Here is a 12,335-nt window from a genome sequence, read left to right as displayed (position 1 = left end):
AATACACAATTGCTTCCTAGTAATTGTGTATTTTAGTTTTCAATATGAAGAAATACATTTTTTTACTCTCATTTATATTTTTCTCAAAGACCATTTGGGCGTCGTTTATTTATTTACCAATGAGTCATGATAATCAAAAGAATCATTTAAAAGCATATGGTATTGTTTATTATGCATTACAAAATGGTTTAAAGGCAAAATGGTTATTGAACTATGACGGAGGTGCTTTTTTAATTGAAAACAATGAGGCTGTTGTTAATGAATGTAAAATTCGTGGAGTTTCTTATCAAGAAATCTCCGATGCTAAATCACAATTAATTTTAGAAGAGATTTCTTCTCCAAGTAAGAATCAAGAGGCTGTTACTTTAGAGAAGGCTCCTAAAATAGCCGTGTACTCACCAAAAGATAAAATGCCTTGGGATGACGCTGTAACGATGGTTTTAACTTATGCTGAAATTCCATTTGATGTTGTATATGATGAAGAAGTATTAAATGATAAGTTATTACTTTATGAATGGCTGCATTTACATCATGAAGACTTTACAGGTCAGTATGGTCGTTTTTACGGAGCATTTAGAACTGCTCCTTGGTATATTCAACAAAAGAAAGATGCTGAAGCATTAGCCACCAAATTAGGGTATTCAAAAGTTTCAGAAGCCAAAAGAGACGTCACTTTAAAAATCAGAGATTATGTCGTAGGTGGCGGGTTTATGTTTGCTATGTGTTCTGCAACTGATAGTTTTGATATAGCGCTGTCTGCTGATGGTGTTGACATTTGTGAGACGATGTTTGATGGCGATCCATCAGAGCCAAACTATCAATCTAAATTAGATTTTAATAAAACCTTTGCTTTTACCAATTTTGAATTAATTAGAAATCCAACTACGTATGAGTTTTCTTCGATTGATATGACTCGTAAAAGAAGAATCCGACAAGAATCTGATTATTTTGTGTTAAAAGAATTTTCGGCAAAATGGGATCAAGTTCCAACAATGTTATGTCAAAATCACACACAGGTAGTAAAAGCTTTCATGGGACAAACCACTTCTTTTGACAGAAGTAATGTAAAGTCAACAGTAATGGTTTTAGGAGAAAATACAACAAACTCAGAGGCACGTTATATTCATGGAACAAAGGGAAAAGGTATGTTTACCTTTTACGGAGGTCATGATCCGGAAGACTATAGACATCGAGTAGGTGACCCAAAAACCGAGTTAGATTTACACCCAACTTCACCGGGATATCGTTTAATTTTGAATAATGTATTATTTCCAGCGGCTAAAAAGAAAAAGCAGAAAACCTAATATGTTAATAACTATTCATTAAAAGCAGGTTTTACATATTTACATTTCGAACACTTTTGTATTTTTGCGGGTATTAAACAAAACAAAATGCCAACAACACAACAACTTCAAGACTTTACACAACAAGTTCGCCGAGATATTTTACGTATGGTACATGCTGTTAATTCTGGTCACCCAGGAGGATCATTAGGATGTGCAGAATTTTTTACTTGTTTATATCAAGAAATCATGGATTACAGCACTGATTTTGATATGGATGGTAAGAATGAGGATATGTTCTTTTTATCAAACGGACATATCTCACCTGTTTATTACAGTGTTTTATCTCGTAGTGGATTTTTCCCAGTTGAAGAATTAGCTACTTTCAGAAAATTAGATTCTCGTTTACAAGGTCACCCAACTACTCACGAACATTTACCAGGTATCAGAATTGCTTCTGGTTCTTTAGGTCAAGGAATGAGTGTTGCTATTGGTGCTGCTCAAGCGAAAAGACTTAATGGAGATGATAAAATAGTGTACTCGTTACATGGTGATGGAGAGTTACAAGAAGGTCAAATTTGGGAGGCTGCAATGTATGCTGCTGCTAAAAAGGTTGACAACTTAATCTCTACTGTAGATGTTAATGAGAAACAAATCGATGGTACAACGGATCATGTTCTCGCAATGGGAAGTCTAAAAGCCAAGTTTGAGGCTTTTGGATGGGATGTTTTAGAAGTTAAGAAAGGAAACGACGTAGAATCGATTTTAGATGGTTTAAAAGAAGCTAAGTCTAGAACAGGTAAAGGAAAGCCAGTTTGTATTTTATTATACACAGAAATGGGTAATGGTGTTGATTTTATGATGCATACTCATGCATGGCACGGAAAAGCTCCGAACGATGAGCAGTTAGCTACTGCCTTAGAGCAAAATCCTGCTACTTTAGGAGATTATTAAAAAACATTGAAATAATATTCTGAAACGCTGTTACTTATATGTTACAGCGTTTCTTTTTTTAATAATATTAACATCCTAGCGTAAACAAAAACGTATTTTTACGTCAAAATCGAACAAATTAATATACAAATGAAAATAGGAATTGTATGTTATCCTACATTTGGGGGTAGCGGAGTAGTCGCAACTGAACTAGGAATGGCATTAGCAAATAAAGGACATGAGGTTCATTTTATTACTTATAATCAACCAGTTCGTTTAGATTTTATTTCTTACAATTTGCATTTTCATGAAGTTGCTCTAGAAGAGTACCCACTTTTTCAATATCAACCTTATGAGTTGGCACTATCAACAAAAATGGTTGAAGTTGTCGAACGATATCAATTAGAAGTTTTACATGTGCATTATGCTATTCCTCACGCATATGCTGCTTACATGGCAAAACAAATGCTTGCTCAAAAAGGAATAAAAGTAAAGGTAGTTACTACTTTACATGGTACAGATATCACTTTAGTAGGAAGTCACCCAAGTTATAAAACAGCAGTCGAGTTTAGTATTAACCAATCTGATGAAGTAACAACAGTTTCCACAAGTTTAAAAGAAGATACATTACGTCTATTCAACATTCAAAAAGATATTAAAGTTGTTTATAATTTTATTGATGGTAAAAAATACGAAATGGCTGATGAAGAAGAATGTCAAAGAGCAGCAATTGCAGCACCAGGCGAAAGAATTTTAATTCATATAAGTAACTTCCGACCAGTAAAAAGAGTACTAGATGTTGTTGAAGTTTTTAATAGAGTTCAGCTAGAATTACCTGCTAAATTATTAATGGTAGGAGATGGACCAGAACGATCTAAAGCGGAGAAACTCGTTGAAGATTTAGGTATTATTGATAAAGTATTATTTTTAGGAAATAGTAATGAAGTAGCTAAATTACTATGTTATTCAGACGTGTTTTTATTACCATCTGAAACAGAAAGTTTTGGGCTTGCAGCTTTAGAAGCAATGGCGGCAAATACTGTAGTTATTTCTTCAAATAGAGGAGGACTTCCAGAGGTAAATATTCATGGTGAAACAGGTTTTCTCGCTGATTTAGGAAATGTTGAGAGTATGGCAAATCATGCAATAGCTATTCTAAAAGATGATACTAAACTCCTACAAATGAAAAGAAATGCGAAAGAACATACGAAGCTCTTTTCTCTAGAAAAAGTATTACCGCAGTATGAAAATATTTATAATGCCTGTTTTTAAGAAAGGTAGTATTTGATACTTTCTCGAATTAAACTTTCAGAAGCTTCTGCATTAATTACAAAATCTTGATAATCTTTTAATAAAACGAACTTAACAACTCCAGCTTCGTTTTTCTTATCGTGCTTTAATAGTTCAATTATTGGATTAATATCTTCTTCAGAAATAACGATATTTCCATAAATAGCAATAATCGCTTGTTTTATCTCATCCACTTTGTCTAAGTCGAAGTCAAGTTCTTTATGAGAAATAAAAGCTTCACAAACCATCCCAATGGCAATTGCTTCTCCGTGGGTAAGGTTTTCCTTATTAGGATTATCTAAGAAATAAGACTCAATTCCGTGACCAATTGTGTGTCCCCAATTTAATACTTTTCGTAGTCCTTTTTCTTTTGGGTCAGCCGTTACTACTTCGTTTTTAATTTCTATTGAACGATGAATTAAATCAATAATATTCAATTCAGAATTATCTTTAATTTCATTGAATAGATGAATGTCATGCGTCATTCCATATTTAATAATTTCTGCTGTTCCAGACCTAATTTCTCTAGCAGAAAGCGTATGTAAATATTCGGGATCAATTAATACCATTTGTGGATTTGCAAAAACTCCAATCTGATTTTTTAAAACACCTAAATCAATACCTGTTTTTCCTCCAACAGAAGCATCCACCATAGAAAGTAAAGTTGTAGGAATATTTACGAAGTCAATTCCACGTTTAAAAGTTGATGCTACAAATCCTCCCAAATCTGTAATTACACCGCCCCCTAAAGTTATAAGCAAACTTTTTCTATCGGCTCCTAACTCGGTCATTACATTCCAAACACCAACACAAGTCTCAATATTCTTATGAACTTCTCCAGGTTCAATTTGAATTACTTCAATTGGAGTAGTAGTTCGTAAATTTTGAATAAATCGAGGATAACAACATTCTAAGGTATTATCATCTACTAAAATAAAAATAGAAGAATAAGAATTCTTTTCTATCAAAGTAGCTAATTCCAAGTATGCTTTTTCATTAAAATGAACTGGATATGTTATTGCCTGAATGGTTTCCATTGAATCTTAAAATAAGCTGTAAAAATAAATAGAAATTATAAAAGAAATTCATTGTTCTCCTCTATATTTGTCTTTCAAGAATAAACGTGTAATTATTATTCATGAAACTTTTTGAGAATACTGAAGTAGCTTTTAAGTTAAAGTCTGATTCTGAGTTAGAAAGGGCTTATTTTTTATTTCGATTAATTCAAAGTCAACCAATGGTGAAAATTGGTACGGCTGTTACCAATTTTGCTTTAAAAGCACATTTACCTGTAGAAGGACTTATTCGTTCTACAGTTTTTGATCATTTCTGTGGAGGGGTTACAGAGGAAGACTGTATTCCTAATATCGAGAAAATGTATGAGGCGGGAAATGTACATAGTGTATTAGACTATTCTGTTGAAGGTAAAGAAGAAGAGGAGAGTTTTGATAGTGCTGTTGAAAAAATTGTAAAAATCATTCAATTTTCAGAGGAAAAAGATTCGATTCCTTTTGCAGTTTTTAAACCAACTGGTTTTGGACGTTTCGCTCTTTATCAAAAAATTGGAGAGGGAAAAGAATTAACTTCAGATGAAGTTGCAGAGTGGGAGAGAGTAAAGGCACGTTTTCATAGAGTATGTAAACTAGCTTTTGATAAAGACGTTCCTTTGTTAATTGATGCAGAAGAAAGTTGGATGCAAGATGCCGCTGATGATTTGGTAGAAGAATTAATGAGGACTTACAACAAGGAAAAAGCCATTGTTTTTAATACACTTCAAATGTATCGCCATGATCGTATGGAGTATTTAAAATCTCTTCATCAAAGAGCACATCAAAAAGGTTTTCATATAGGAATGAAAGTGGTTCGAGGAGCCTACATGGAGAAAGAACGTCAAAGAGCTGAAGAAAAAGGCTATCCTTCACCAATATGTAAAAATAAACAAGCTACAGATGCTAATTATAATGAAGCAATATTATATATGATGGAGCATAAAAATATGGCTTTGTTTGCAGGAACTCATAATGAAGAAAGTTCTTATTTATTAATGGAATTGGCTGAGAAGTATAATATTGAGAAGAATGACAAAAGAATGTGGTTTGGTCAATTATATGGAATGAGCGATCATATTAGTTTCAATTTAGCAGAGGAAGGATACAACGTTGCTAAGTATGTTCCATTTGGACCAGTTAGAGATGTTATGCCATATTTAATTCGTAGAGCAGAGGAGAATACTTCTGTTGAAGGACAAACTTCAAGAGAGTTAAACCTTATCAAAACTGAAAAGAAACGTAGAAAGTTATAATGAACTCTGTTGAGGAAATAAAGTTACTATTACAGAAAAATAAAGCTCGCTTACTGGAAGAATTAGCAGAAAGTAAAGAGCTTGTTTTTTTATTGAAAAAATCGATAACAACCAATCTAACAGAGGAAGAAAAAGCTAAGGTAAAAGAGCAAACATTAGATATCTGTAAAGCTGTTCCTGCTTTTACAGTTTTTATGTTACCAGGAGGTGCACTTTTATTACCTTTGCTTATAAAATTGATACCCACAATTTTACCAAGTTCATTTAGAAAAGATAATTCAGAGAAATTTAATACCCCAGAAGAGTAAAACTGGGAACAAAAACACAACACACAATGCAAAAAGATCATCAAATTTTTGATTTAATAAGAGATGAAAAAGAGCGTCAACTAAATGGATTAGAGTTGATTGCTTCAGAAAATTTTGTTAGTGAGCAAGTAATGGAAGCTCAAGGTTCTATTTTAACTAATAAATATGCAGAAGGATATCCTGGTAAACGCTATTACGGAGGATGTGAGATTGTAGATGTAGTTGAACAAATCGCAATTGATAGAGCTAAAGAATTATTCGGAGCAGAATACGTAAACGTGCAACCTCATTCTGGAAGTCAGGCAAATACAGCTGTTTTTGCTGCTTGTTTAAAACCAGGTGATACAATTTTAGGTTTTGATTTAGCACACGGTGGACATTTAACTCATGGTTCACCAGTAAACTTCTCAGGAAAATTATATAATCCAGTATTTTATGGTGTAAACAAGGAAACTGGTTTAATTGATTATGATCACTTAAACCAACAAGCGCAAGAGCACAAACCAAAATTAATTATTGCGGGTGCATCTGCTTATTCAAGAGATATGGATTTTAAACGTTTCCGTGAGATTGCAGATAGTGTTGGAGCTATTTTAATGGCGGATATTTCTCATCCAGCTGGACTTATTGCTAAAGGAATTTTAAATGATCCGTTACCACATTGTCATATTGTAACAACAACTACACACAAGACTTTAAGAGGTCCTAGAGGTGGTATGATTATGATTGGTAAAGACTTTGAAAATCCATTTGGATTAAAGTTAAAGAGTGGAAAATTAAAGAAAATGTCTACGTTATTAAACGGAGCAGTTTTCCCAGGTAATCAAGGTGGGCCTTTAGAGCATGTAATTGCTGCGAAAGCAGTTGCTTTTGGTGAAGCTTTAACGGATGAATTCTTAGAATATCAAATACAAGTAAGAGCAAATGCTCAAGCGATGGCAGAGGCTTTTGTAAAAAGAGGATACGATATTATTTCTGGAGGAACAGATAACCACATGATGTTAATCGACCTTAGAAATAAGAATATTACAGGAAAAGATGCTGAAATAGCTTTAGGAAAAGCAGAAATTACAGTAAACAAAAATATGGTTCCTTTTGATACTGAATCACCATTTGTAACTTCTGGTATTAGAGTTGGAACTCCAGCTGTTACAACTAGAGGTTTAGTTGAGGAAGATATGGAATCTGTTGTAGCTCTTATTGATGAAGCAATTCAAAATGCAGATAATGAGGAGAAATTACATGCAATCGGAGAAAAAGTGTATGAATTAATGCACCAAAGAAGATTATTTGTTATGTAAGACTCTTATTAAGATAAAAATGAAAAAACCGGTAGTTCAAAACTACCGGTTTTTTTGGGGATTAATTTAAATATAAAACGAACTATTTTATTGTTTTATAACTTTTATAGGTTTTGAAATTGGAGTATCGTTTAATGTTGAATTTATGATATAAATGCCCTTCGCTCCAAAATCATCTTTAGATAATTCTATATGGTGATTTCCTGAGTTTTTTTCACCATTAAAAATTACTTTAGTTTGACCTAAGATATTCGAGATGCTAACTTTTAAGATTCCTTTTCTACTCGTCGAAATGTAAAGATTTGATCTATTTTTTATTGGGTTAGGAGCAATTGAAACATTATCTAATATTAACAACTCAGAAGAAGCGTCTATCGATCCTCTTGATGAAGTACAACTTGTTGGGCAATTATCTGACCAAACGCCTGTAGATTTTCCATTACTACTTCCTGTAATTCTGAACCAACCATCAGTTCCTCTTGTTAAATCAACTGTTTGCTGTCCATTTCCATTATTAAAAACAACACCAATATCATTTGATGCAACTCCATTTGGAATTGTAAATGTATAAGTAGACCAATTCACACCATTATTCATTTGTTGTCCTGGCCAACCAGGAGTTCCTGATAGTGTTGTATTCGAAGTTTTATTATATAAATAGGCATTTACAGTATTTCCCCAAGAAGATGTTCTTAAAAAGTTTATTGTTGCTGTAGTGCTAGATGGTGGCGGGGTATTTGTGCAATCAGATGGACAATCATTTGTCCAAGTTCCATTATCATACCAACCGTCTGTTCCTCTTGCTAAATCATCTGTCTGATTTGATCCATCATTAAAGATGACTCTAATATTACTAGGAGTAGTGCCAGAAGTTATATTTAAAGTGTATTTGTACCAAGGAGTTCCAGAAATATTTGACATTTGTTCTCCTGGCCATCCTTGCGTTCCTGAAATAGTCGAATTTGTTGATGCGTCAAAGAAATATGCATTTATATTTGTATTCCAACTACTCGGTTTTTTAAAATGATATGTAATATTTCCTGATAAAGGCGGAGGGGTACTAGTACAATTTGAAGGGCAAGAATTAGTCCAAGTTCCATTATTGTACCAACCGTCTGAACTTCTACTTAAATCGTCAGTTTGGTTATTACCATCATTAAAAATCACTCTTATATTTTGTGCAGCAACTCCAGAAGGAGGATTTACATTAAATGAATACCAAGGAGTTCCAGCAATATTTGTCATTGACTGTCCTGGCCAACCTGCTGTACCAGGAATAATCGCATTTGTAGAAGAGTCGAATAAATATACATTTACATTATTACTCCAAGAATTTGGCTTTTTGAAGTTCACAGTAAATGGTTCAACTTGTGTAGGAGGTGGAGGAGGAGTTCCACCTTGAGTCCAAACAGCATAATCAGTTCCAGATGTTCTTAAAACCCATCCAGTTCCGTTTGGAGCCCAGTTTCCACTTCCTAATTTCATAGCAATAGTCCCATTTCTCCCGTCGATGTATGCAGCATATAAATCATTTCTCGCCTCAACAATATTAATAGATGATCCTGCAAAAATTCGCGCATCTTTTCTAATAGCAATTAAATCTTTTATTGCATTTCTTACACCTATTCCAGTGTCGAAATAATGAGTCCAGAATACCATTGGATTTCCCGGATGTGTTAAAATATAAGCATATCCTTTGCGTAAATTAGTTTCTCCACCAGGAAAAACATATCCAGGCCCGCAACATTGTTGTGCAGCTCCAGTATCATGGTTATCTAAAAAAGTTACTGATTTTGTAGGATTGATTCCAATCATTCCTGAGGGATTTCCACCACCATCTCTTAAATAAGAAAGGTTATTATCTCGAAAAGCATTTTGTAATGTAACTTTTGTGTTGAAGTCAAAAGCAGAAGAAGATTGTTGTGTGAAATTAACCCAGTTATTGGTTTGAACTCTGCTACTTTCTAATAATTCTCCAACAGCAAAATATGGATTTGTAGCGTCGTTATATTCTTTATTGAATATAGGATCGTAACCATGAACAAAGTCATATCTCCAACCATCAAAGCCTAAATCATTCTTTAGAAAGTTCATCCAGTTTTTAATTTCTTCGCGCACAGCAGGATTGTAATGATCAAGATCTCTCGCGGGTCCATATGTTCCATTTGAACCATCTGCTTTTAGTGCTGTTCCGGGAAAATAATCTCCATTGATACTAAACTCCACAGGAAAATTAACAAAATTTCTACCTTCATCATCAGCAGTAATAAAAGTAGTTGGCCAAGCAGGATTTGTGAAAGTCACGGCGTCATTAGTACCAACTCTGTGATTTATAACAATATCACCGATAATTTTAACGCCAGCATTATGATAGGTTTCTATCAAATTTCTAAGTTGTACTTCAGTTCCATAGGCACTATTAAAATTATACAATTCTCTAGGAAGATATCCCTGAGGAGCGCCAGAATCGCTAACTGGAGGTAGCCAAATCATATCAAATCCAGCACTACTTAGTTCGCTACTATTTTGTGTAACAACATTGAACCAAGTTTGGCCTGCTGGTTGATTTTGCACATTCCAATCAAAGGCTTGGAAGAGCACATCTTCATCTTGAGCTATTACATTTAATGATAAAATGAATAGCAACACTAATTGAAATCTTTTTAGGGTTTGTTTCATTGTAATTAAGTTATTTGGTTTGAAAGGTTAAAAGAAAATTGGGTACGCTTTTTTTAATTTGGTTGTAATTTTGTTTTTAAAGCGTTAAAAAATGAATAATTCATTAATTAAAAACGAATTTATTGCGAATTGTTTAATTGAAAAAAAAGTGGAGTTAACTAAATCGATTTCGTGTTAATAAATAAATCGATTTCGTAAAGTTTCGTTGAATTAACTGTAAAATTTTACTACCAAATTGTGGTTTTTAGTATTTCGATACCGTTGTAGATTACGATTTTGATAAGAAAGAGAATTAATCCTCGCTGGCTCTTTCAATTATACTTTCGGGTAGTGCCTTCTTAGCTTTAGCTCCCATTTTTTTGAGTTTTTCAACACTTGTAATTAAGTTTCCTCTACCTTCTACAAGTTTGTTCATGGCTAAACTGTAGTCACTTTTTGTAGCATCTATTTTTTTTCCAATGTTGATTAAGTCTTTTAATAAACCTTCAAACTTATCGTATAAAGCTCCGGCTTGGCGTGCAATTTCTATAGCGTTACGTTGTTGTTTTTCGTTATTCCACATAGTATCAATTGTACGTAAAGTAGCTAATAGAGTAGTAGGAGTAACAATTACAATATTTTTCTCAAATGCTTTGTTGTAAAGTGTATTGTCTTCATTTAATGCTACTGCAAATGCTGGTTCTATCGGAACAAATAACAAAACAAAGTCTGGAGATTCTATTTTATAAATATCTTCATATTTTTTTTCCGAAAGTTGGTCAACATGCCGTTTTAAAGAATTTGTGTGTTCTTTTAGTAAACGTTCTTTTTCGTTGTCATCTTCTGAGTTCACTAATTGTTCGTAAGCAGTTAAAGAAACTTTACTATCAACAATCATTTTTTTGTTATCAGGTAAATGAATAACAACATCAGGTAAAATTCGTTTTCCTTCTTCGTTTGTGAAAGATTGCTGCACAAAATACTCACGATCTTTTTCTAAACCTGATTTCTCTAAAACACGTTCTAACACCAATTCTCCCCAGTTTCCTTGAGTTTTACTATCTCCTTTCAAAGCTTTTGTAAGATTTAAAGTTTCTTTACTCATTTGTGCATTTAGCTCCTTTAAACCTAGAATTTGCTGGCGAAGTGCTGAGTGATAATCAATACTTTCTTTGTGTGTTTTATCTACTTTTTCTTCGAAATCCTTTATTTTCTTTTCTAAAGGATCAAGAATATTTTTAATGTTTTCCTTATTCTGAACAGTAAACTTATTTGATTTTTCTTCTAAGATTTTATTGGCAAGATTTTCAAACTCTTTGGTAAATTTTTCTTGAAGTCCTTCAATTTCTTTTTTGTTTTCTTCAAGTTTGGTATTCAGGTTTTTTAACTGAACATCTTGTTCGGTATTAGTCTTTATTAAATTCTCTTTTTCAGATTGAATAAATTTTAATTCTTCCTTCAATTCATTTATAGCATTTTCAGCTTCTTTTTTATTTTCCTGTAAAATGTTATTTCTTTCAGATAAGCTAGAATTATCCTTTTCTAAAACACTTGCTTTGTTTTTTTGTATGATATAACCAATAAGAAAACCTAAAGTAATTCCCAAGAAACCAGTAAGTAAGATATATAGCAATTGATCTGACATTCGATAAAAAATTAAAACCCTAAATTTACCGTTTTAAAGTCAATTTATGATGCATAGCTTATCGAAATTTATCTTTCATACCTTATTAGGTTGGAAGTTAGTAGGTAATTTTCCAACAGAACTTAAAAAGTATATTGTAATTGGTGCACCCCATACAAGTTGGAAAGATTTTCCTATTGCAATTTTAGCAAGAACAGTAACTAGAATTAAGATAAATTATATAGGGAAAGCATCTTTATTTAAACCACCTTTTGGTTTTATCTTCAGAAAATTGGGAGGAACTCCTGTTGATAGAAGTAAGAGTACAAATTTGGTAGATGCTATTGTTTCTATTTTTAATGAAAAAGATGAGTTTCGTTTGGCGTTGTCTCCTGAAGGAACAAGAAAGTATACAGATAAATGGAAAACTGGATTTTACTATATAGCTCAAGGTACAAATGTGCCGATTGTAATGTTTGCCTTTGATTTTAAAAATAAACAAATTGTAGTGGCAGATCCTTATTATCTAACGAATGATATGGAAAAAGACTTTAATCATTTTTTAGATTTTTATAAAGACATAGTACCTGCTAAGCCTGAGTTATTTAACAATAAAAACTTACTATAATCTTAATT

General features: G+C 32.8%; 10 protein-coding genes. 7 read left to right on the top strand and 3 right to left on the bottom strand.

The genetic code is table 11. The features are described from left to right. Positions 1–44 precede the first annotated feature (44 nt). The 3 genes from ACOSP6_RS07440 (at position 45) to bshA (ending at position 3,488) form a co-directional block, all read left to right on the top strand. Positions 45–1,304: an asparagine synthetase B gene (locus tag ACOSP6_RS07440; protein ID WP_422093642.1), complete on the top strand. Its 1,260-nt coding sequence runs from the start codon at positions 45–47 to the stop codon at positions 1,302–1,304. An 87-nt stretch (positions 1,305–1,391) separates the two neighbouring features. Continuing rightward, positions 1,392–2,237 (top strand): transketolase, encoded by an 846-nt coding sequence (locus ACOSP6_RS07435; RefSeq protein WP_422093643.1) that lies wholly within the window; start codon positions 1,392–1,394, stop codon positions 2,235–2,237. 129 nt (positions 2,238–2,366) lie between these two features. Continuing rightward, complete coding sequence (bshA, locus tag ACOSP6_RS07430; RefSeq protein WP_422093644.1) at positions 2,367–3,488, top strand: N-acetyl-alpha-D-glucosaminyl L-malate synthase BshA; 1,122 nt, start codon at positions 2,367–2,369, stop codon at positions 3,486–3,488. On the opposite strand, the gene aroB is transcribed toward bshA, so the two are convergent. Then, positions 3,485–4,543, bottom strand: a complete 1,059-nt coding sequence (gene aroB, locus ACOSP6_RS07425) for a 3-dehydroquinate synthase (protein ID WP_422093645.1) — start codon at positions 4,541–4,543, stop codon at positions 3,485–3,487. The genes bshA and aroB overlap by 4 nt on opposite strands. A gap of 101 nt (positions 4,544–4,644) precedes the next feature. On the opposite strand from aroB, the gene ACOSP6_RS07420 reads away from it, so the two are divergent. The 3 genes from ACOSP6_RS07420 to glyA are packed head-to-tail and all read left to right on the top strand — an operon-like array spanning position 4,645 to position 7,417. Beyond that, entirely contained in the window at positions 4,645–5,808 is a 1,164-nt protein-coding gene (locus ACOSP6_RS07420; protein WP_422093646.1) for a proline dehydrogenase family protein, read from the top strand. Further along, a complete protein-coding gene (locus ACOSP6_RS07415) occupies positions 5,808–6,116 on the top strand; it encodes an LETM1 domain-containing protein (protein ID WP_422093647.1) in 309 nt (102 codons plus the stop codon). Before ACOSP6_RS07420 ends, ACOSP6_RS07415 begins: the two co-directional genes overlap by 1 nt. 26 nt (positions 6,117–6,142) lie before the next feature. Then, positions 6,143–7,417 carry a serine hydroxymethyltransferase gene (glyA, locus tag ACOSP6_RS07410; protein WP_422093648.1) on the top strand — a complete coding sequence of 425 codons (1,275 nt, stop codon included), beginning with the start codon at positions 6,143–6,145 and terminating at the stop codon, positions 7,415–7,417. A gap of 87 nt (positions 7,418–7,504) precedes the next feature. Here glyA and ACOSP6_RS07405 read toward each other — a convergent pair whose 3' ends face one another. Beyond that, on the bottom strand, positions 7,505–10,096 hold the full coding sequence (locus ACOSP6_RS07405) for a starch-binding protein (protein WP_422093649.1): 2,592 nt from the start codon (positions 10,094–10,096) through the stop codon (positions 7,505–7,507). A 292-nt stretch (positions 10,097–10,388) separates the two neighbouring features. Further along, positions 10,389–11,720, bottom strand: coding sequence for a DNA recombination protein RmuC (gene rmuC, locus ACOSP6_RS07400; RefSeq protein WP_422093650.1), 1,332 nt, complete (start codon positions 11,718–11,720; stop codon positions 10,389–10,391). 46 nt (positions 11,721–11,766) lie between these two features. Between rmuC and ACOSP6_RS07395 the strand changes: the two genes are divergently transcribed. Further along, positions 11,767–12,327, top strand: a complete 561-nt coding sequence (locus ACOSP6_RS07395) for a 1-acyl-sn-glycerol-3-phosphate acyltransferase (RefSeq protein ID WP_422093651.1) — start codon at positions 11,767–11,769, stop codon at positions 12,325–12,327. The last annotated feature ends 8 nt before the right edge of the window (positions 12,328–12,335 follow it).

The sequence above is a fragment of the Tenacibaculum sp. MEBiC06402 genome, assembly GCF_049239625.1.
Lineage (GTDB): Bacteria > Bacteroidota > Bacteroidia > Flavobacteriales > Flavobacteriaceae > Polaribacter.
This window is presented reverse-complemented; position numbering and strand designations above follow the sequence as displayed.

What these genes read in the sequence shown, in the direction of transcription:
- glyA (WP_422093648.1), top strand. Translation starts at nt 6,143, where the DNA reads ATGCAAAAAGATCATCAAATTTTTGATTTAATAAGAGATGAAAAAGAG.
- aroB (WP_422093645.1), bottom strand. Translation starts at nt 4,543, where the DNA reads ATGGAAACCATTCAGGCAATAACATATCCAGTTCATTTTAATGAAAAA.
- ACOSP6_RS07415 (WP_422093647.1), top strand. Translation starts at nt 5,808, where the DNA reads ATGAACTCTGTTGAGGAAATAAAGTTACTATTACAGAAAAATAAAGCT.
- rmuC (WP_422093650.1), bottom strand. Translation starts at nt 11,720, where the DNA reads ATGTCAGATCAATTGCTATATATCTTACTTACTGGTTTCTTGGGAATT.
- ACOSP6_RS07405 (WP_422093649.1), bottom strand. Translation starts at nt 10,096, where the DNA reads ATGAAACAAACCCTAAAAAGATTTCAATTAGTGTTGCTATTCATTTTA.
- ACOSP6_RS07435 (WP_422093643.1), top strand. Translation starts at nt 1,392, where the DNA reads ATGCCAACAACACAACAACTTCAAGACTTTACACAACAAGTTCGCCGA.
- ACOSP6_RS07395 (WP_422093651.1), top strand. Translation starts at nt 11,767, where the DNA reads ATGATGCATAGCTTATCGAAATTTATCTTTCATACCTTATTAGGTTGG.
- ACOSP6_RS07420 (WP_422093646.1), top strand. Translation starts at nt 4,645, where the DNA reads ATGAAACTTTTTGAGAATACTGAAGTAGCTTTTAAGTTAAAGTCTGAT.
- bshA (WP_422093644.1), top strand. Translation starts at nt 2,367, where the DNA reads ATGAAAATAGGAATTGTATGTTATCCTACATTTGGGGGTAGCGGAGTA.
- ACOSP6_RS07440 (WP_422093642.1), top strand. Translation starts at nt 45, where the DNA reads ATGAAGAAATACATTTTTTTACTCTCATTTATATTTTTCTCAAAGACC.